Source organism: Amphritea atlantica, from assembly GCF_024347255.1.
Classification (GTDB): Bacteria; Pseudomonadota; Gammaproteobacteria; order Pseudomonadales; family Balneatricaceae; genus Amphritea; species Amphritea atlantica.
This window is the reverse complement of record NZ_AP025284.1, coordinates 2,647,474-2,667,889: the sequence shown is the minus strand read 5'-3', so window position 1 is coordinate 2,667,889 and position 20,416 is coordinate 2,647,474. Positions and strand designations below refer to the sequence as shown.

General features: G+C 50.9%; 20 protein-coding genes. 11 read left to right on the top strand and 9 right to left on the bottom strand.

From position 1 onward, the window contains the following. The first annotated feature begins 139 nt into the window (after positions 1 to 139). The 4 genes from OCU43_RS12270 to OCU43_RS12255 all read left to right on the top strand — a co-directional run bounded on the left by OCU43_RS12270 (position 140) and on the right by OCU43_RS12255 (position 3,892). The gene (locus OCU43_RS12270; protein ID WP_091355529.1) at positions 140 to 1,000 is read left to right on the top strand and encodes an alpha/beta fold hydrolase; all 861 of its coding nucleotides are present in this window, start codon (positions 140 to 142) and stop codon (positions 998 to 1,000) included. 28 nt (positions 1,001 to 1,028) lie between these two features. Further along, positions 1,029 to 1,877: a DUF4892 domain-containing protein gene (locus OCU43_RS12265; protein ID WP_091355526.1), complete on the top strand. Its 849-nt coding sequence runs from the start codon at positions 1,029 to 1,031 to the stop codon at positions 1,875 to 1,877. 57 nt (positions 1,878 to 1,934) lie between these two features. Continuing rightward, complete coding sequence (locus tag OCU43_RS12260; RefSeq protein WP_091355523.1) at positions 1,935 to 2,837, top strand: patatin-like phospholipase family protein; 903 nt, start codon at positions 1,935 to 1,937, stop codon at positions 2,835 to 2,837. Between the two features lie 143 nt (positions 2,838 to 2,980). Further along, on the top strand, positions 2,981 to 3,892 hold the full coding sequence (locus OCU43_RS12255) for a DMT family transporter (protein WP_091355520.1): 912 nt from the start codon (positions 2,981 to 2,983) through the stop codon (positions 3,890 to 3,892). Between the two features lie 78 nt (positions 3,893 to 3,970). On the opposite strand, the gene folE is transcribed toward OCU43_RS12255, so the two are convergent. After that, positions 3,971 to 4,510 (bottom strand): GTP cyclohydrolase I FolE, encoded by a 540-nt coding sequence (gene folE, locus OCU43_RS12250; protein ID WP_091355518.1) that lies wholly within the window; start codon positions 4,508 to 4,510, stop codon positions 3,971 to 3,973. Positions 4,511 to 4,678: 168 nt separating this feature from the next. Further along, on the bottom strand, positions 4,679 to 5,260 hold the full coding sequence (locus OCU43_RS12245; RefSeq protein ID WP_091355515.1) for a Smr/MutS family protein: 582 nt from the start codon (positions 5,258 to 5,260) through the stop codon (positions 4,679 to 4,681). 79 nt (positions 5,261 to 5,339) lie between these two features. Here OCU43_RS12245 and prmB point away from each other — a divergent pair, with 79 nt between their 5' ends. The 6 genes from prmB to phaR all read left to right on the top strand — a co-directional run bounded on the left by prmB (position 5,340) and on the right by phaR (position 10,642). After that, on the top strand, positions 5,340 to 6,257 hold the full coding sequence (gene prmB, locus OCU43_RS12240) for a 50S ribosomal protein L3 N(5)-glutamine methyltransferase (RefSeq protein WP_091355513.1): 918 nt from the start codon (positions 5,340 to 5,342) through the stop codon (positions 6,255 to 6,257). A gap of 53 nt (positions 6,258 to 6,310) precedes the next feature. Continuing rightward, positions 6,311 to 7,399, top strand: a complete 1,089-nt coding sequence (gene aroC, locus OCU43_RS12235) for a chorismate synthase (RefSeq protein ID WP_091355510.1) — start codon at positions 6,311 to 6,313, stop codon at positions 7,397 to 7,399. 129 nt (positions 7,400 to 7,528) lie between these two features. After that, positions 7,529 to 8,380, top strand: coding sequence for a polyamine aminopropyltransferase (gene speE / locus OCU43_RS12230; RefSeq protein WP_091355508.1), 852 nt, complete (start codon positions 7,529 to 7,531; stop codon positions 8,378 to 8,380). Positions 8,381 to 8,515: 135 nt separating this feature from the next. Continuing rightward, positions 8,516 to 9,673 carry an MFS transporter gene (locus tag OCU43_RS12225; RefSeq protein WP_091355505.1) on the top strand — a complete coding sequence of 386 codons (1,158 nt, stop codon included), beginning with the start codon at positions 8,516 to 8,518 and terminating at the stop codon, positions 9,671 to 9,673. A gap of 154 nt (positions 9,674 to 9,827) precedes the next feature. Then, complete coding sequence (locus OCU43_RS12220; RefSeq protein ID WP_091355501.1) at positions 9,828 to 10,091, top strand: DUF6489 family protein; 264 nt, start codon at positions 9,828 to 9,830, stop codon at positions 10,089 to 10,091. 65 nt (positions 10,092 to 10,156) lie between these two features. After that, on the top strand, positions 10,157 to 10,642 hold the full coding sequence (phaR, locus tag OCU43_RS12215) for a polyhydroxyalkanoate synthesis repressor PhaR (RefSeq protein ID WP_091355499.1): 486 nt from the start codon (positions 10,157 to 10,159) through the stop codon (positions 10,640 to 10,642). A gap of 55 nt (positions 10,643 to 10,697) precedes the next feature. On the opposite strand, the gene OCU43_RS12210 is transcribed toward phaR, so the two are convergent. From OCU43_RS12210 to OCU43_RS12195, 4 genes are all read right to left on the bottom strand, one after another. Next, positions 10,698 to 11,048 carry a ribbon-helix-helix domain-containing protein gene (locus OCU43_RS12210; protein WP_091355495.1) on the bottom strand — a complete coding sequence of 117 codons (351 nt, stop codon included), beginning with the start codon at positions 11,046 to 11,048 and terminating at the stop codon, positions 10,698 to 10,700. A gap of 118 nt (positions 11,049 to 11,166) precedes the next feature. Continuing rightward, positions 11,167 to 11,733 (bottom strand): DJ-1/PfpI family protein, encoded by a 567-nt coding sequence (locus OCU43_RS12205; RefSeq protein ID WP_091355492.1) that lies wholly within the window; start codon positions 11,731 to 11,733, stop codon positions 11,167 to 11,169. 235 nt (positions 11,734 to 11,968) lie between these two features. Next, the gene (locus OCU43_RS12200) at positions 11,969 to 14,428 is read right to left on the bottom strand and encodes an arsenate reductase (azurin) large subunit (protein ID WP_091355489.1); all 2,460 of its coding nucleotides are present in this window, start codon (positions 14,426 to 14,428) and stop codon (positions 11,969 to 11,971) included. A gap of 16 nt (positions 14,429 to 14,444) precedes the next feature. Beyond that, the gene (locus OCU43_RS12195) at positions 14,445 to 14,963 is read right to left on the bottom strand and encodes an arsenate reductase (azurin) small subunit (protein ID WP_091355486.1); all 519 of its coding nucleotides are present in this window, start codon (positions 14,961 to 14,963) and stop codon (positions 14,445 to 14,447) included. 635 nt (positions 14,964 to 15,598) lie between these two features. Between OCU43_RS12195 and OCU43_RS12190 the strand changes: the two genes are divergently transcribed. Beyond that, the gene (locus OCU43_RS12190; RefSeq protein ID WP_091355484.1) at positions 15,599 to 16,156 is read left to right on the top strand and encodes a hypothetical protein; all 558 of its coding nucleotides are present in this window, start codon (positions 15,599 to 15,601) and stop codon (positions 16,154 to 16,156) included. A gap of 1,310 nt (positions 16,157 to 17,466) precedes the next feature. Here the strand turns inward: OCU43_RS12190 and speD are convergent. From speD to OCU43_RS12175, 3 genes are all read right to left on the bottom strand, one after another. Next, on the bottom strand, positions 17,467 to 18,288 hold the full coding sequence (gene speD, locus OCU43_RS12185; RefSeq protein ID WP_091355477.1) for an adenosylmethionine decarboxylase: 822 nt from the start codon (positions 18,286 to 18,288) through the stop codon (positions 17,467 to 17,469). A gap of 116 nt (positions 18,289 to 18,404) precedes the next feature. Beyond that, positions 18,405 to 19,478, bottom strand: coding sequence for a class III poly(R)-hydroxyalkanoic acid synthase subunit PhaC (gene phaC / locus OCU43_RS12180; protein ID WP_091355474.1), 1,074 nt, complete (start codon positions 19,476 to 19,478; stop codon positions 18,405 to 18,407). Then, the gene (locus OCU43_RS12175) at positions 19,475 to 20,407 is read right to left on the bottom strand and encodes a poly(R)-hydroxyalkanoic acid synthase subunit PhaE (RefSeq protein WP_091355471.1); all 933 of its coding nucleotides are present in this window, start codon (positions 20,405 to 20,407) and stop codon (positions 19,475 to 19,477) included. The genes phaC and OCU43_RS12175 overlap by 4 nt, the downstream gene beginning before the upstream one ends. Positions 20,408 to 20,416: the final 9 nt, after the last annotated feature.

Genomic DNA, 20,416 nt, shown 5'->3' with positions numbered 1-20,416 from the left:
ATAGCATTCGCTGTTGGCATTAAGGTTTCTTGAAACAGTCTGTTTTTAAAAGAGAAAACAGTGCAGATACTACCTCATTTTTGTATCCTGATATATGCCGCATGGGGACAAACTCAGCGCCAGGTAAGGTTTTAAACAGATGAATACTACTCAGACGCAGACGACAGAAGAGCTGCGCTTTCAGGTTAATGGCCATCAGATTGCAGCCAAATGCTGGGGTGACCGTAACGCTACACCGGTGCTGGCGCTGCATGGCTGGCTGGATAATGCTGCAACCTTTAACCGTCTGGCACCCCAGTTGCGGGGAGTCCGGCTGATCGCGCTGGATCTGATGGGGCATGGCTTTTCAGATCACCGGCCCGCATCGATGCCTTATTACATCTGGGATAACGTGATGGATGTATTGGGAGTAGCGGATCAGTTGGGGCTGACACGGTTTTCTCTGCTGGGGCACTCCATGGGAGCCAGCATCGCTACACTGATTGCCGGTGCATTTCCCGAACGGGTAGAGAAACTGGTATTGATAGAGGGGATTGCGCCTCTGGTCACCGAGCCTGAAGATGCCGCAACCCAACTGGCTGCCGCCATTAAGAAGCGGATCCGTTTGCAGGGGCGGGAGGCAAAAGCTTACAGTGATTTCGATGCTGCGGTTAACGCGCGGATGAATGGCCGCTGGCCTGTGGATGCCGAAGCGGCGACCTGGCTGGTTGAACGGAGTATCGAGCAGCGTAGCGGTGGATATTACTGGCGCAGTGATGCCAATCTTATTCTGCCATCAGTGATGCGCATGTCTGAACCGCAGGTGGAAAGCTTTCTCACCCGAGTGACCGCGGCAACACTGCTGATTCTGGGTGACAATGGTATCCCTCAAAGTGATCGGCGTATCGCTTTGCTGCGTAACATCAGAACTGAGCAGTTGGCTGGAGGCCATCATCTGCATCTTGAAGAGCAGGCGGCCGGGCTAATTGCTACACTGATTAATGAGTTTGATCTGGTTTAACCGACGTAGATAAACAAAAGGATTGTGAATGAGGATTCAGGCATTTTTACAGGTAGTGTTGATGCTGTTGCTGAGCGCTGCCGTTCAGGCAGAGAGTGATGTCAGCGGTAGTAGTGATCCCCGTCAGCTTCCTCGGTTTCCATTAAGCTGGATTGTCAGTTACAACACCCGGGCGGTCCCCGAATACGCCCTTGCTACCGGGCCGATGAGAAAGATTGAGGGTATTATTGCACCGGAAAAGGATAAACGGATAAAGGGGGAACTCACCCGGATCACCTACAGGGTGCCTGATATCCATACACCGGATCAGGTGTTTAACTACTATCTTGATCTGCTGAAGAGTATGCAGGCTGACATTCTGTTCCAATGCAGCAGCCGGCAGTGTGGCAGCAGTAACCAATGGGCTAATAATTACTTTGAAGTTGCGGAGCTTTATGGGCTGGACCGGACCCAGTTTTTTCTCTCCGCCACTGCTGGCAATCTCCAGCTGGCGCTGTATACGGTAAAGCGCGGTAACCGTCGGGTTTATATCCATCTCGATCTGATTGAACCACTGAAGCAGACTGCCGAGACTCTCGCTGCCGATCTGCAACAGCAAGGCTTCAGCTGGCTGAGTGATGCTGAGCAGCTGGAACCTCTGATCGATTTTATGAGTTCGAACCCACAACAGAAGATTTTAATTGCCAGCTACAACCGGTCTGAGGGCGTCGGCACAGATGAACTGCTGGCGCGCAGTCTCAATGCCTCTTCAGAGGTCAGGGATCTGCTGGTTGAAGCAGGTATTGATGCCGGTCGAATCGACAGTATCGGTGTCGGGCCGGCACTGCCGGTGATTGACAGGGAGCAAGCGTCAGGGGTGTGGATTCAGTTACGCTGACTTGTACAACGGGTGTTGTGAGCTGCTATTGAGTGTTGTTTGCAAAGGGATTAAACGATGAAAACCACCGTGTCACTGGTGCTGGGGAGTGGGGGAGCCCGTGGGTATAGCCATATCGGGGTGATTGAAGAACTTAACCGACGTGGTTATGAAATCATCTGCATCGCGGGCAGCTCTATGGGGGCGCTGGTAGGGGGCATATATGCGGCCGGCCGTCTTGAAGAGTATACCGATTGGGTAACGTCTCTGCGACGCATCGATGTCTTTAAACTGATGGATCTCACTCTGAGGGGCGAGGGGACGATACGCGGCGAACGTCTGTTAGCTAAGCTGCGGGACATTGTTGGCAACCCTCTGATTCAGGAACTGCCCATCACCTACACGGCAGTGGCAACGGATCTGACACACCAGAAAGAGGTCTGGTTTCAGAAAGGGCTGATGCTTGAGGCGATCAGGGCGTCAATCGCGGTGCCGGGTTTTTTCACGCCGGTTGTTGAAGAGGACCGGGTGCTGGTGGATGGCGGTGTGTTGAATCCTATTCCCATTATACCCACGGTCGCCGCCCATGCTGACCTGATTATCGCCGTTGATCTGAACGCTGAAGCCCAGCGCCACCGGGTTGTCTTGCCTGAAACCCGCTATCTTGATCGCTCCGGGTTCAGTGATGAGTGGCAGGTTGAAACAAATCATAAGTCGCGACCGCAAACAGGAAAAAACAGTGTCCGGGATGCGCAACCCCATAAGGCTGCCGGCCGGATAGATGTGCTGTTTAATTCTGTCGAGGTGATGCAGGAATCACTGGGTAAGTATAAGGTGGCCGGCTACCCTCCTGATCTGCTGATCGGAATACCTAAAGACGCCTGTCGCTTTTATGAGTTCCATCGGGCCAGGGAGATGATAGAATTGGGACGTCTTATGGCGCAGGACAGTCTGAGGCAGATGGAAAAATCGATGCGTTAACCGCCTTGTCTGCCGAAGATGTTTTTAACTGTGTGCTATCCGGGGCGGATTCACAGCCTGTTGGCTACCGTGCTGAAACGGCTTTGCCTGCCACTCCCTGAAATATCGTTTTCTTATCTCTACATCTGACTACTGAGGTGAATATGCCGCTGTCGCCTGCAGCCCGGGCCGATCTGTTGTTGTTACTGGTAACCCTGATTGCTGCGGCAGGATGGATATTTTCTAAACAGGCACTGCAGGATCTCCCGCCATTACTGTTTATTGGTATACGCTTTCTGCTGGCAGGGGGATTGCTGCTGATTCTGGCATACAGGGATCTGCATCGCTTACGTCAGCAGCAGGCTCTGGTTAAGGTTTTACAACTGGGCGTGCTGATGACCTGCGCACTGTTATGCTGGATTCTGGGGCTTAAACATGGCGCTCACCTCGGAGAAGGGGCTTTTATTACCAGTCTGGGGGTGGTGTTGGTACCGGTGATGGCATGGCTGGTATTCCGGGAACGGGCATCGCTGAGCACCTGGCTCTCTCTGCCCGTTGCCATTTTCGGGCTGATGTTGCTGTCACTGGAGGGCGGGATCTCTCTGGCCGCAGGGCAGCTCTGGTTTCTCTCGGCTGCGTTGCTGTTTTCGCTCCACTTTGTGTTAGTGTCCCGCATGGCGTTGTCGGTACCTGCACTGATCCTCACGGCGGTGCAGTTGCTGGTGGTGGGAGCCGGCGGGGTTGTTGTGTCCGCGCTGGCTGAGGTGTGGCCAGACTCTGTTGGCAGTGCCGCGCTGGGGTGGTTGTTAGCCAGTGCGTTTATCGCCACCAGTCTGCGTTTTGCACTGCAAACCTATGCTCAGAGCCTGGCACCGGCGAGTCATGTTGCCCTGATTATGACACTGGAGCCGGTCTGGGCCGCGCTATTGGCTGCCATTGTCTATGGGGAGCAGATGAGTGTTTTACAGCTGAGTGGTTGCAGTATTATTTTCACCGCAATGCTGGTGAGTCGCTGGCGCTGGTTAAAGCCACTGTTTTACGCGATACGTAACCGCAGCCTTAGTTCTCAGCGCTGATACAATCTGGCGGATATAAAAAAGGAGCCTGTGAGAGGCTCCTTAATAATCCATATCCTGGTGGAGATATGCCGGTGATCAGTTGATCAGGGAGAGGAACTCGCCGCGGGTTGACTGGCTCTTGCGGAACGACCCCAGCATCATCGAAGTCTTCATGCTGCTGTTTTGTTTCTCCACACCGCGCATCATCATGCACATATGCTGCGCTTCGATGACCACGCCCACGCCATCTGCGCCGGTAGCCTGCATAATGGCATCAGCGATCTGCTTGGTCATGTTTTCCTGAATCTGCAAACGCCGGGCAAACATATCCACTATCCGTGCAATCTTGGACAGGCCGATCACCTGGCCTTTAGGGATATATCCCACATGGCACTTACCGATGAATGGCAGCATATGGTGTTCGCACATCGAATAAAGCTCAATGTCCTTGACGATGACCATCTCGCTGTTGTCTGTGGGGAAGAGGGCGCCATTGATCACCTCATCCAGATTTTGTTCATAGCCGCGGGTGAGAAACTGCATCGCTTTGGCCGCGCGCTTTGGAGTATCGACCAGGCCTTCACGGGTGAGGTCTTCACCCAGCTGCTGGATAATGCTGGCAAATTCTTTTTCCATTACAGTGTGTAATCCTGTTTTGGCCTGTCAGATCCTCTGTCAGTTAAAGCTGGTAACCGATCTGGAGTCACCGCTTTGTGACAGGGGCGTTAAAAAAGTGTGCTAACTTACGTGATTAGCGCACATAGGTAAAGTCTGCTGGCAAACATTTAACTGTTCACCGGGGTATTATCTGGCCCGTTTCAGCAATACATAGAGTGCGCCAGTGCCACCATCTTTTGGCTGTGCAGAGGAGAAGGCGATGACCTGATCCATCTGCCGCAGCCAGTCATTCGCATATGACTTCATCAATGCGTGCTGGCTTTCTACGCTGTTGGACTTACCGTGGATCACCATGACACAGCGTAGTTGTCGATTACTGCATTCGCGAATAAAGCTGCTCAACTCGGTGCGGGCATCATCGATGATGTAGCCGTGCAGATCAAGACCCGCATCCCAGGGGATATGGCCCTGTTTCAGACGCTTCATCAGTTTCAGCTGAACCCCGGGGCTGGCGTAGATCAGTTCATCTTCCGTTTCAACCAGATTAATGACTTCGGAGTTGAGACCATCGACAATCATCTCCTCATCCTGAACCGCCATCTGCCGTTTGTAACGGGTGGTCTGATCATCGGCCAGTTTCAGTTTTTTCGGTTGGCCCCGCAGGTCTGCCCGGTCATTTTTAATCCGGGTAACCCCGCTCATTGCCGCTGCAAAATCAAATTCAGTGTTTTCAGGGTGTTCGTTATCAGGCAGATCGTTATCAGACATAGCGTTCGCAAACAATATTCATTAACATACACGGCCTGCAATAAAGCAGGCACCAATTCGACAAATTATCCATCCAGACATGACCATCAATCAAGCACAGACCCTGAAAGAGCTGCATACGATACGGGATTTTATCCGTTTCAGTATGAGCCGCTTCTATGAATACGACCTTTATTTTGGTCATGGTACCGATAATCCATGGGATGAAGCGGTACAACTGGTACTGGGAGCCCTGCATCTGCCCTGGAACAGTAATCCTGAACTACTGGACGCCCGGCTCACGGGTGACGAGAAGCTGCGGGTGCTGGACTTCCTGGAACAGCGGGTGATACAGCGCCGGCCATTGCCCTACATTATAGGGGAAGCCTGGTATGCCGGCATGCCGTTTTATGTCGATGAGCGGGTGTTGATCCCCCGGTCCCCGATTCAGGAACTGATTGAGCAGCATTTCAGCCCCTGGCTGCGGGAAGGGCCGGTGGAGCGGATTCTTGATCTGTGTAGCGGGAGTGGCTGTATCGGTATTGTCTGCGCCTATGCCTTTGAAGAAGCAGAGGTTGATCTGGCGGATATCTCAGCTGATGCGCTGGAGGTTGCCCGGCGTAATATCACCCGCCATGAGCTGGATGAACGGGTGACGGCTATCGAAAGCGATCTGTTCAGCAACCTGACCGGTCGTCGTTATGATCTGATTGTCAGCAATCCGCCGTATGTGGATAGTGCTGATCTGGCGGGGATGCCAAAGGAATACCACCACGAGCCCGATCTTGCTTTGGGATCTGGCCCCGATGGCCTGGATATTACCAAACAGATACTGCGTCAGGCTGAAGAGTTTCTCACCGAGGATGGGCTGCTGGTGATTGAGGTGGGTAACAGCGAAGTGCATCTGCAACAGCAATACCCTCAGATCCCCTTCACCTGGCTGGAGCTGGCTGAGGGGGGGAACGGTGTCTTCCTGCTGACCGCCGCAGAGGTGCGACAGTATTGCAGCGCTATCTGAACGACTAGGGTATAATCGAGTTAATTTTTTTGCTTTAAAATCGGGAACAGACGATGTCAGGAAACACCTACGGTAAGCTATTTACTGTCACCACTTTCGGCGAAAGCCATGGGCCGGCGCTGGGCTGTATTATCGATGGTTGCCCGCCGGGGATTGAACTGACCGAAGCTGATCTGCAGCGGGATCTGGATCGCCGCAAGCCTGGTACCTCCCGTCATACCACCCAACGGCGTGAAGCGGATGAGGTGAAGATTCTCTCCGGCGTATTTGAGGGCAAGACCACCGGTACGCCGATCGGCCTGCTGATCGAAAACACCGATCAGCGCTCCAAGGATTACTCCAATATCGCTGAAACCTTCCGCCCGGCCCACGCCGATTACGTTTACACCCATAAATATGGTTTCCGTGATTATCGCGGTGGTGGTCGTTCATCGGCCCGTGAAACTGCGATGCGGGTGGCGGCGGGTGCTGTGGCAAAAAAATACCTGGCTCAGAAAGGGGTTGAGGTTCGTGGTTATCTGTCTCAGCTGGGGCCGATTAAGATTGACGGGTTCGACTGGAATCAGGTTGATCAGAATCCGTTTTTCTGCCCTGACGTGAATAAAGTCGCTGAGATGGAAACCTATATGGATGCCCTGCGCAAAGAGGGCAACTCCATCGGGGCGAAGATCTCAGTTTCTGCAACCGGGGTGCCGGTCGGTCTGGGAGAACCAATATTCGACCGTCTGGATGCCGATCTGGCCCATGCGCTGATGAGTATCAACGCCGTCAAAGGGGTTGAAATTGGTGATGGTTTTGCCTGTGTCGAACAGAAGGGCACCGAGCATCGTGATGAGATGACACCGGAAGGCTTTCTGTCGAATCACTCTGGCGGCATTCTGGGTGGGATCTCCACCGGCCAGGAGATTACGGCGCATATCGCGTTAAAACCGACCTCCAGTCTGCGTCTGCCGGGCCGGAGTATCAACAGCCGTGGTGAAGCGATCGAAGTCGTTACTCAGGGTAGACATGATCCCTGTGTTGGTATCCGTGCAACACCGATTGCGGAAGCGATGATGGCCATCGTGCTGATGGATCACCTGTTGCGGAACCGGGCGCAAAATGCGGACGTTGAGTGTGAAACTCCGGTCTTAAAAGGTTAAGATTCAGAAATAGTTTTCTAACCCCTTTTTGCAGATTCGTTTCTGCAACCAAGGGGTTTTTGTTTTTAGTTACGTGTAACTTTTTTTAACGACGGCGACATGCTCGCCTTTAGTTGTGGTGGATTTACTATGACAGTCTATAAAGAGACTCTTTACGATGGTTACGGTCAGGCGTTTGATGTGGAAGAGGTGCTGTTCGAGCAGCAGACCGATTCCTGGCATCTGATTATTTTCCGTAACCCCAAATTCGGAACTGTTATGGCGCTGGATGGTATTATTCAGACCACAGAAAAAGATGAGTTTATCTATCACGAGATGCTCACACATGTGCCGCTGATGGCCCACGGCAGTGCTAAGAAGGTATTGATTATCGGTGGCGGCGATGGTGGTATGCTGCGCGAAGTGCTGAAGCATCAGTCAGTCGAAAGTGTCACTCAGGTTGAGATCGATCAGGCGGTCATCGATATGTGTGTTGAATATCTGCCGAATCACTCGCAGGGTGCCTATGACAACCCGCGTGCCAACATCGTTATCGGTGATGGTATCGACTATGTTTGCCAGACTGATGAAAAATACGATGTCATCATTTCTGACTGTACTGATCCGGTTGGTCCGGGTGAGGTCCTGTTCAGCAGCCGTTTCTATGAAGGTTGCAAGCGCTGCCTCAATGACGGAGGCATCTTAGTGGCACAGAACGGTGTGGTCTATATGCAGCCCGAAGAGGTGGTAACCACCCGGCAGCGTCTCAGCCCCTATTTTGCTGATCAGACGTTCTACACCGCTGCGGTGCCCACCTATATTGGTGGTGCGATGACCTTTGCCTGGGGCTGCGATAATGCTGCTGCCCGGCAACTGAATGTGCAACAGATCGCCGAGCGCTTTAATGCCAGTGGTGTTAAAACCCGCTACTACAACCCACAGATCCATGTGGGCAGCTTTGCACTGCCGCAGTATATTCTGGAGAAGCTGGGGGACGTCTGATTTCCAATATGAGTGGTATAGCGTATTAGTGCACAATGACAAAGATCCAGCGGTTGTAACAATCGGTGGATTTTTGTTTTTATGCCTGCACAGATGACAGGAGTCTGCTCAAATGACAATGAAACTGAATAGCTGATGTCACTCAATATCTATAGCCGTTTGTCGGGCTTCTACTTCTTTTACTTCTCCCTGTTGGGGGCTTTGGTACCGTACTGGAGTCTCTATCTCAAGTCGTTCGACTTTAATGCGCAAACGATTGGCAGCCTGATGGCTATTCTGATGGCGTCACGTATTGTTGCCCCCAATATCTGGGGCTGGCTGGCAGACCGGACAGGTGAGCGCTTGAGAATTGTGCGCTATGGGGCATTTCTCACCTGCCTGATCTTTGTGCTGATCTTCTGGCAGGAGAGCGCGCTGGGGATTGCCCTGGTGATGACCGGCTTCAGTTTCTTCTGGAATGCGGTGTTGCCCCAGTTTGAGGTGTTGACCCTGAGCCATCTGAAAGGGCGTGAGCAGCTCTACAGCCGGATACGTTTGTGGGGCTCCGTCGGATTCATTATTGCCGTTATGGGGATTGGCTGGTTGCTGGATCTGGTGAGTATACGCTGGCTGCCCTGGGTGATGCTGGGGCTGATGGTGATGATCTGGATATCATCGTTGTTTGTTGAAGCGAACCCCGCACCACGTCAGACAGATGAAAGTGGTTTTGTGCAGCAATTGCTGCGGCCACAGGTGCTGGTGTTTTTCCTCATCTGTCTGCTGATTCAGTTCAGTCACGGACCCTATTATACGTTTTACTCGGTGCTGATGGACCGTCTGGGTTACATCCGTACCGAGATCGGTCTGCTCTGGTCGGTCGGGGTGGTGGCAGAAGTACTGATCTTTATTCTGATGCCTAAACTGATCGCCGGTCTGGGGTTACGTAAATTGATGATCATCAGCTTGCTGTTGTGCGTAGTGCGCTGGCTGCTGATTGGTCTGATACCCGAAATTCTGCCACTGATGCTGTTTGCTCAGACACTGCATGCCGTGAGTTTCGGGGTGTTGCACGCCGTAGGTATCGCGCTGGTGCATCACTATTTTTCCCCCTCCAATCATGGTCAGGGGCAGGCGATGTTCAGCAGTTTCGGCTTTGGTGTTGGCGGCGCGCTGGGGGCTTTGTGCAGCGGTTTAATGTGGGAAACCCTGGGTGCAGCCGCAACATTCAGTGTGGCCGCAGTGGCTGTTTTAATCGCCGCCGTGTGTGCAACTATTTGGATAAAACCGGAAAATTGTGCAGAAACGAATCGGTAAATTTGTTTTGCACCGCAGTTGGTATAGTATTAGATTAACAGCCGTTAAGTATTTGAATCGCCACTGGGTAGTTTTGCAGAGCGCAGTTTACAGAGTCTTTACTGACAGGCGGTAATTTTGACGGATTAACCGGTCCGGCTGAGGAGAGGTGCTGATGAATTTCAAAGTCGATGTTGAAATGACACCCGAAGAGCTCCGTAAGGTGCTGGGGTTGCCGGATGTAGAATCGTTTCAGAAAGAGATGATGAGCAAAATTCAGGAGCGAATGGATGCGGGGGTGGATGGTTATGATCCCCTGACACTGTTCCAGCCCTATATGGCCAGTGGGCTTGGTTCGATGGATGCCATTCAGAAGATGCTGCTGAATATGATGACTTCATACACCAACAGCAGTAAAAGCGCTGATAAAAACAAATAATACTCCCTCCTGCCACACTGCAGCAGAGTGTCGGACAGGAGCAAAACAGGTAGAGAGAGACTATTTTGAGAATTCTCAGAAAATATACAAACCGCCGTCTGTACGATACATCACGCAGCTGTTACATCACGCTGGAGGATGTTAAACAACTGGTGCTGAATCAGGAAAATTTTCAGGTCCAGGATTCTAAAACAGGAGCAGATCTTACCCGCAATATACTGCTGCAGATTATCAGCGAACAGGAAGCGCTGGGACATGGAACGCTGCTGACCAATCAGGTCCTGCAACAACTGATCCGTTTCTACGGTGACAGTATGCAGGGGATGATGAGCCAGTATCTGGAACAGAGTATTGCGACTTTTATCGATCAGCAGGAACGCATCCGCGAACAGATGCAGAATATGATCGGCGCCGCCAACCCGCTGAATATGATGAACAAGATCGCCGATCAGAATATGGCGATGTGGAATATCTTCACACCGCCGGGTGGTGAAAAATCATCTGATAATCCCGCCAGTAATGATTCCGGGCCATCCAAAGAAGATAAGTAGACCGGCGTTGATTCAATCAGCCCGCTAATGATCCTGACAGATCTTAGCGGGTTTTTTAATGTCTCTTCTGAATCTCGCTGGCGAGAATAGAGTCTGCATCCAGGGTATTGATGGCGATCTCTCTGTTCGCCGGGATCTCACCGGTTAGTTGCAATGCCAGGTAGCGCATACAGCACACCCGCAGGAACGAGGTGAAGTTGCCCAGGTCATGCCCCGCATCGATCGATTCATGATAGAGGCGGGTGAGCATTTGTGGAATATTCATATGATCCCGCGCAGCGATCTCCTCCAGCGTATTCCAGAAATAGTTTTCCAGCCGCACACTGGTGACCATACCATCGATACGCAGCGAACGGGTGCTGCTCTTCCAGTGCGCTGTATCGCCATTGATAAACAGTTTGCACATAGTGTGTTCCTGTGGGGTCGTGGTGAACGTTTAGCAATTTCTGCAGGCAATAAACGGCTATCTGTCAGATAGCCGTTGCAGAGCGTTAGTAAAGGTTAGTTGCAGGTTAAACGTTTTGCTATTTTAGCAGGGCTAAAAACTGCGCTAACCAGGCCGGGTGAGCGGGCCAGGCAGGAGCCGTGACCAGGTTGCCATCGGTGACTGCGGCATCGATAGCGATTTCGGCATAGATGCCGCCGGATTGATTTACTTCCGGCATGCAGGCCGGATAGGCAGAACACTTCCTGCCCTCCAGTACTCCAGCCGCAGCGAGCAGCTGGGCACCGTGACAGATTGCCGCTACTGGCTTATTGGTGGTAAAGAAATGGCGCACCATGGCTAATACAGCAGGATTGAGGCGCAGGTATTCCGGTGCACGTCCCCCGGGAATCACCAGTGCGTCATAATCAGCGGGATCGATCTCGGAAAAAGTAGCGTTAAGGGTGAAGTTATGGCCGCGCTTTTCGGTATAGGTCTGGTCACCCTCAAAGTCGTGAATGGCGGTGGCAACGGAATCGCCACTGACTTTATCCGGGCAAACGGCATCGACACTGTGTCCCACCGTGAGCAGGGTTTGGAAGGGCACCATGGTTTCATAGTCTTCGGTGAAATCCCCGGTGATCATCAGAATCTTCTTATTACTCATAGCGTACTCCTAGCTGTTACTGATTGTTGTTATATCTCAGAAAGCACAAGTACACGGTACCAGTCTCAGCGAAACAGCGGGTATTAGATGGATACTACAGCACCACTTTGCGGAAGGGGGCAGAATAGAGCTGTTCTGCAACGGTCGCAGGTCAGCTGTCTGATTCTATAACTCTGCTTACATCCCGTAACAAGCCGCCCCCTGAGGGGCGGCTTAAGCTACGGTCTTTCACCGGTCAGATATACCGGCGACGCTTGAAGGACACGGTCTCTTTATAGTCCTTCATCGAGCTGACCTTGCGGATATCGGCCCAGGTCCCTTTGTAATAGGGGATATAGTTCCGGTCGGTCCAGCTGGTGACGACATCGCCCACATTGCCGTTGAAGTACCCGAACATCATGAAGGTGTGGCCTGGCTTCATGTCCGGTTCCAGATACGCCATGGCAAAGGAGGAGCCGAAATCGTTGAACACCTCGACCACGTCGCCTGACTCGATCCCCAGCTCTTTGGCATCTGTCGGATTGATTTCGATCGGTGCCATGGGATAGCGCCTGGTGCGAAAGTCGACGCGCTGGTCATGATAGGCCGTCTGCCAGATATGGTTGGTACGTCCGTTGTTGATCCAGAACCGGTATTTTTTACGCTGGGACTCAACCATCTCCGGCAGGCCGGTCCACTCGGCAGGCAGGAAGTGTGCTTTGCCATCGGCAGTACTGAACTTATAGTCGGTATAGACCATCTCGGTGCCGATCAGCCGGTTGTCCCTGTACTCCCTGACGGGCAGTTGCACTCCGTTGTTACCTTGCTTTCGCAGCCGGTCATAGGTGACAAGATGCCCGGTTGCACCTCCCTGAGTGTCGATACCTTCGGGTTTGCGGAAACCATCGTTGAAGGAGTCCTCTTCGGTTTTCCAGTCGAAGCCCGAGAAGCGTTGGGCCATCGTCTTATTACCTTCTTTCTCGTACAGCGCTTTGATGCTGTTGGCAATTTCGGCTGCTATCAGGCAGTCGGGTTTGGCCTCGCCGGGAGGATCCATAAACTTCTCGGAAAGGCGCATACGGCGTTCACCGTTCATCGACGTGAGATTCATCTCCCCCGGATGAGCTGCTGGCAGCATCAGGTGGGACGCCTGGGCGAACTTGGTCGGGTATAGATCGATGGTGGTAATGAATAACCCGCCGCGATTAGTGACCGCGTCATAGATGGCGTCGATCATGCTATCTACGCCGCGACCGCGCACCTGGGCCAGCGCATCACGGACGATGTTGGCACGGCGGTATAGGGTTTGACGATATTCCTGAGCGTTCAGGGTCGACTGGAAGGCGTTGCAGGCCCACACGGTGAGCATTTTGCCATTGCCCCTGATGATTTCCTGATCGATGTAGACCGGCCGCTTACCGGGATAGGGTGGACGTACATAGCCCTCCTGGTGGCCGCCGAGACGGCAGACGCCGGTGCCGCGACGCCCCACGTTGTGAGTAGCCAGCACCAGATCTACCAGGGCGGACTGAATACGATAGTTGTCGTTGCCCCAGATAATACCCTTTTCATACAGGTGCGCGGTGCGTGGACGGTGGCCGGACGGCTTCGGCTTATAGGCCCAGTCGGCGGCTTTTTCCAGATCCTCCTCCGACACGCCGGTGATCCTGGAACACTCCTTCAGACTCATATGGTTGGCCTTCAGCGCTTCATCGAAGCCGGTGGTGTGCTGGGCGATGAAATCCTGATCGTGCCAGCCTTTGTCCACCACGTAAGTCAGCAGGCCGTTGAACAGTGCGGTATCAGTCCCTGGGTTGATCTGCAGATGCAGCACACGGTCCTTACTGCTCTGTTCGCAAATCGCCGTGGTCAGTGAGCGTCGCGGATCCACCAGAATGAAACGTCCACTATTGGCGGTCTCTTCTTTAAACCACGCTTTTTTCTTAGCTACGGTGGCGCCGGTGAGGTTTGGCAGGGCGTGAGCAAGGAAGTAGTTGGTCTGAGTCTCGTAGGCGTTGGCTCCGATAAACATAATGGTGTCTGCCAGTTCGCTGTCCTCATAACTATTATTCAGCTCGCCGATACCCATATCGCGGGTGGCGTGACACTCCGAGTTGTAGGCCGGGCGGTTGTGGATGCGCACCATCCGGGTTTTGAGCGCAGAGAACATTAACTTGCCGCTACCCCAGGTGTTCTCGAAGCCGCCACCGGCTCCGCCATGGTCGAAGGCGTTAAACATGATCGCATCCGGACCAAAGGTGTCCATCAGGCGCTTGGTTACCCCCGCGTAGACGGCCATGGCTTCCTCCCAGCTTACATCCACCCAGTCATCGCCGGTAAACAGGCGTGGGTACTTGAGACGGTCGCGGGTGACGCCATCGGCGTTGTACATAATTGTGGCCATCTGACCCCCGCGGGTGGAACTCAGGCCCTGATTGACCACGCATTCCTTGTCCGGCTGGATCATGATGTTGTATTTCTTGCCACCATCTTCCACAACATTGATCATGGCCGGGGTCATGGTGCCGGATAGCGGCGGTTGTTGACTGCGGAAATCTCTGCCCAGAGCATTCTCGTCTGGCGCACGGCCGCCCTCGGCTCCATGGGGCCATTTGTATACATGGTAGCCACAGCCGACGATACAGAAGTGGCAGGTCATGTTGGTTTTCTGCGCACCCACAGGGGGCAGTGGTACGCGATCTTTATTATGTGACATGATGCTCGCCTCCGGGTTATAAAATGTTGGCCTGGCGGCCGAAGATCAGACCATCAACACCAACAGCAGTTACCGAATCGGTACTGGTATCGTATTCCAGACGAATCTTAGGCAGGTTCTCTGTTGCCTGGCCGGTGACCATCTGGCCCATCTTTTCGCTGTCGAATACGCTGAAGTGACAGGGACACTTGAAGTCGCGTGAGGCTGGATCGTAACTGACCGGACACCCCATATGGGTGCACAGGGTGCTGTAGGCAACAATATCCATGTTGGGACCGACACCACCGGGCACGGGGTGTCCCATGCGAATCACCACGCAGGGAGAACTTTCATCGGGATAGTTGAAATGTACCACCTTGTTCTGTGGCAGGGATTGGGCCTTGGCAACGGCCGTTTGCGGGTAGGGCAGCGTGGTCGCTCCCGGGTTATATGCTTCCGATTTAGCCAGTGCGCTGCTGGGCGTCAGCGATGCCACCCCTGCGGCAACACCTGCTCCGCCCAGCTTAATAAAATCGCGTCGATTGAGTTGATTCATAATTATCCTCTCCTCGAATGGGTTTTAGTTGTTTTTGTTATCTGCCAGCTCCCCCTCCGACTGAGCCTGTTAAGTATAGGCAAGAAACATAAAAACCATATAAAAAGTAAGTGATAGGCTGATAGAGGCTTTTGATGACATAAAACGTTACAAGACAAGGGATACCGGTTCAGTAACGCAGAACCAGAGGTGGGAGGCCGTGTGATAGCGTGGCAAAGCGCTGATACCAATCTTTGTATTTGAACAGAAAATCCCCTACTATCATGAGATTAACCGCTATAAAACAATGGATTATTCGTCGATGGAACAGACTCTATGGCTGCTTGATACAGGGTCAACAGCATCTATTTTTAGCCTTTCAACCTTTCTTCGGTGTCTTTGCCGCAAACAGCATTTTGATCGCCTGAATCCCTACGCTTATCTTCCTGTGATACCGCCTCCAATGAAAATCGCGGGCTTAATTTACGAATCCAGAATATTGATGAATAAAACACCCTCTGGGTCGATGGCCGTAAAGTGAATCTGGTGCCGGGTATGAGCGTCAGTACTGAAGTGAAAACTGGAAAGTGCTATCTGATTGAGTATGTATTGATGCCGTTGCTTCTATATATGAATGTTGTCATTAAGGGTTATTTATGATTAATAAATTTTTTTATATGTTTTGTTTTCTGATGTTTGTTTTATTTAGTGATATAGTCTTTTCTAAAGATAATGCTTTGGTGGGTAGGTTTGAAAATTCTGTACTGGATGGCTCTTATCATGAACTTTATGACGCAACGGACTTAAAAAGTATATATAAGTTGGTTGACTGTAAAAGTGTTGATTATGAGTGTATATCCGATTATATATCCCAATCGATCTTTTATCTGGATTCAAATGACCCTAAGTCATTGTTGTTGTCAATTAATAATTTAAAATATGCGGCTGTGTTCTTTAGTGATTATAAAGATTGCTGTCCATTATATTTCGATTATGCTAGTTTGCTTCTTCTTAAAAAGAATCTGCATGAGTATCCCGGAAGGTTTTTATTGAAGAATATGAAGTATAAAGCTTGGGCTAAAGGAAGGGGGTTAGTGTATATGTATGGTAATGATGGAAGTTATGAATACTGTAGTATATATAAAGATAAAATAATAGAAATATATAAGCATGAGTATTGTTTGATTTATGAATGTAAAATGGATCATGAATGACTACTTATGTCACCACAAGATACCGGAATATTAGCAGTCGTACTTCGTAATCATGACGGTGTTTTACTTGACTCTGAAATTAATGGAAGAGTCTGTTTTTTTGACGATGCTCAGTGTAAAAGATTATGAAGGATCGATAGGTTATAGGCGTATTTTTAGTATGGCGGCAAGGTATTTATGACCGTGCGGGAGAGTGAATAAGAGTGAAAAATTGGGGGCAATCTATAAAGCAAAGCCAGAATGCTGATGAATAAAAATACCCTTTGGGTAGATGGCCGTGAAGTTAATCTGGTGCTAGGCATGAGTGTTAGTGCTGAGGTGAAAACCGGAAAGCGGTATCATATTGAATATGTACTGACGCCGTTGCTTAGATATAAGAATGAGAGTGTTAGGGAGAGGTGATGTTAATTTCAGGAATCGTATCTTTAATTTTACTATTCATGGCTTTCTATTTTAATAAATCAGCTGCATATAAAATTATATTAGGTTCTTTGTCGTTTTTTTTCTTTGATCAGTATGTGGAATCTTTTTTTGTTGATGATGAAATTAAAAGTTATGGCTGTATTGTTAATGTTGTTACAAACAATAGATCGAGTCGCAGTCTAATTATCGGTAATGAAGGCGATCTGAATAGATATATAATAAATGAGAATAGTATTTTTAGTTATCCGTGGTATGAAAGAAATATAGGAAATTGTTTTGAGTTTTACTACTATGTGAATATATTAGGTAGTAGGAATTTTCTTAGGTTTAAATATTAAAAGTTTTTTGTATAAAAAGGGGTTTTTATGTCTAGAATTAATGTTTTGAAAGAAATTGTTGAAGGTGATGTTAGCTCGGTAAGTGTTCCTGTCTATATTAATAATATAGTTAATCAGTTGGATAAAGAATAAGTTGATAAGTTATCTTTAGCCTCAAATGTTATTCGTCGGATTAACAGGGTCAGAGTCATTGATTTATAAGAATGACAGTGTGAGAGATAGCTGAGCATGGTTGGTTGAGCACGTTAACTAAGGTATGCATTCCCACGCGGGAGCATGGGAACGAGTGGCTCTTGCTAGCAAGTCGCGAAGCGACGTCTAACCACTAGCGACTAGCAGGCGCGCAGCGCCGTTCCGGATTAACAGGGTCAGAGTCATTGATTTATAAGAATGAGAGTGTGAGAGATAGCTGAGCATGGTTGGTCGAGCACGTTAACTAAGATATGCATTCCCACGCGGGAGCGTGGGAACGAGTGGCTCTTGCTAGCAAGTCGCGAAGCGACGTCTAACCACTAGCGACTAGCAGGCGCGCAGCGCCGTTCTAAGTGTTTACTTTCCCTTCATATCCGGCATATTCCGCCCATAGAAGATCTCGTTCATCTCCTGGTAGAGGCGTTCGGTAATCTCTTCGATTTCACGGCCGGTCAGGTCGGCGGTGGTGGTGCCGAACAGGTAGGTGTTGAGGTCGACATCATTGAGCATCATCTTGGTGTGGAAGATGTTTTCCTGATAGACGTTTACATCAACCAACTGGTACTGATCGCGGATGTCCTGACTGATAAAGTTCTGGATCGAGTTGATGTCGTGATCGATATAATGTTTCACGCCGTTGATATCACGGGTAAAGCCGCGCACCCGATAGTCGACGGTCACAATATCGGAATCCAGTTTATGGATCAGGTAGTTGAGTGCCTTCAGGGGCGAGATAATACCGCAGGTGGACACCTCAATATCAGCACGGAAGGTACAGATGCCGTCATCGGGGTGGGCTTCCGGGTAGGTGTGCACGCAGATATGGCTTTTATCCAGATGGGCCACCACGGATTCGGGCAGAGGTCCCGGTTTTTCGGTGGTATCAACATTAGCTGAATCTTTGAGTGGTTCTTCGGCTACCAGAATGGTGACGCTGGCACCCTGCGGGTCGTAATCCTGACGGGCCACGTTGAGGACTGTTGCACCGATAATATCGCAGGCTTCTGTGAGGATCTCCGTCAGGCGATCAGCGTTGTACTGCTCATCAATATATTCGATGTATTCAGCTTTCTGCTGTTTGGTCTTGGCATAGCAGACATCGTAGATGCAGAAGCTGAGGCTTTTGGTCAGGTTGTTAAAACCCTGCAGTTTGATTTTCCCGTTAGATGGCAACGTCATAAACTCCGGCTAAAAACCAAACGGTTTTTGGTTAACGACAAAAGAAAGGGCGGATTTTAGATGAGAATCCTGGCGGAAAAAAGTAAATTTTCAAATTTCCCCTGTCTTGTTTGCGGTTAATCGTGCTGTTTTAGCCACTTAGCAATGGTTGGCGCAACTTCTGTTTGCGATTTGCTGGAAACAAAGACGCCGATATGTCCCGATGCGACCTCATACTCCTGGTATTTACGACTCTTTGTTAGCCCGTTCAGTGCGCGTGAAGCGGAGGGCGGGACCAGATGGTCTGCGCTGCCAAAGATATTCAGCAGGGGCTGGTTAATCTGCTGCAGATCCACCGGCCGATCTCCAACGGTCACCCTGTTGTTGATAAAGCCATTCTCTTTAAAGAAGGTGGTAAGGAACTGACGAAACATCTCTCCGGCCTGGTCTGGGCTGTCGTAGATCCATTTTTCCATGCGCAGGAAGTTCAGCGCCGAGTCGGGGTCTTTCAGTTGTCGGGGGATATTGAGGTTTTTTTGTAATCCCAGACGCATCGGCATCAGTGCGTTGTAGGCGTCGTTAAGCATTGCGCCGGGGATATTGCCATAGGTGTCTACGGCAAGATCGATATCGATCTGCTGCGCCAGGTGGCTGAGCATATTGTCCGGGGTTTTGAAATCCACCGGCGTCACCATGGTGATCAGATTCTTCACTTTCTTGGGGTTGAGTGCGGTATAGCAGAGGCTGAGAGTGCCGCCCTGGCAGATGCCCAGCAGGTTAAGTTGCTCCTGCCCGGAGTCCTGCAGCACCTGATCAACGCAGTTGCTGATATAGCCATTAATATAGTCATCCATATCCAGATAACGGTCAGCAGCGTCGGGGTAACCCCAGTCGATCAGGTAGATATCCAGCCCCAGTGCCAGTAACCGTTTAATCAGTGAACGCTGTTGGTCCAGATCGACCATATAGGGGCGGTTTACCAGTGCATAGCAGATCAGCAGGGGCGTTTTACAGCGCTTGCGGCCCGGTGTTTTTTCACTCTGGTAGCGCAGTAGCTGCAGTTTGTCTTCACGGTAGATGATCTCGTTGGGGGTCTGGCCAACACTGACTTCATCGATCTGTTGCAGGGTGTTGATACTCTGCAATAGCTGTTCGCTGTACTGGCCCAGTTCGGAGACTATTTTTTCCGGATTGAATTTGAACCCACTCATTCCGGTTTTCTCCGGTTGCTGCGTGTTGGTTTATCCCGCTCTGTTTTCATGGACGTGATGATAGCTCGTAGCTCGTCGATCTCCTGTTGCTGGCGCCGCAGTTGCTTGCGTAACTGATGCTGCTGGCGGATGGTGCTGTCCAGCTCTTCTCGGGTAACCAGACCAAACTCTTTCAGTTTGATATCCCGGCTATGGAAGGCGAGCTTGCGTACCCGGTTTAGGCTGTTGCTGATGCGGCCATGACAGGCCTGATACTGGTCTGTAAAAACGGTATCACGGTAGGCTTTTTCATAGCATTCAATCCAGAGGTTTTGCAGCGCTTTAACACTGTCGATATCGGCTGTTTGCTGCTCCAGCTGCTGCTTCAGGTCGGCACCGGTCTGATTGAAGATATGGTCATACTGTTTCAGGTATTCGGTTAAAGAGTCCTGATAATCGATTACCGCCTGGGCAAGTGAGCGCAGTTGTGCCGGGCTGTATGGACCGTTGCCGATCTCCGGGGATCTGGCCAGTTGTTCCAATAGCTCGCGAAAGGGGGCCTGTGAGAGCGTCTCAGGGGCGAACGCGGCGTTTTTCATTAGTGAAGCGAAGGGTTCCGGCAGGTTCCATTGGCGACTGAGCAGGTCGTTGCACTGCTGCTGCATATAGCTCTGCATCTCTTCGACCAACTGATCGGTGCTGAGTGCACCGCTGTGTTTATCACGAAGCGATTCAGCAAATTGACTGAACTGTGCGGACTGAGCTTTGACCAGGTTAAGCAGATCTGCCTGTTGGTCGCTGAAATCGGTTTGGGCGCCGCCCTGAAAACTGTTGAGAAACTGCTGCCACTGTTCTGGTTGTTTATGCGTCAGTTGTTCCGCCATCTCCTGCCAGCGTTGCAGCTGTTCCTGTAACCAGTTGTCGCTTGTGCTACCGGAGCTTTCAGTCATGATGGGTTC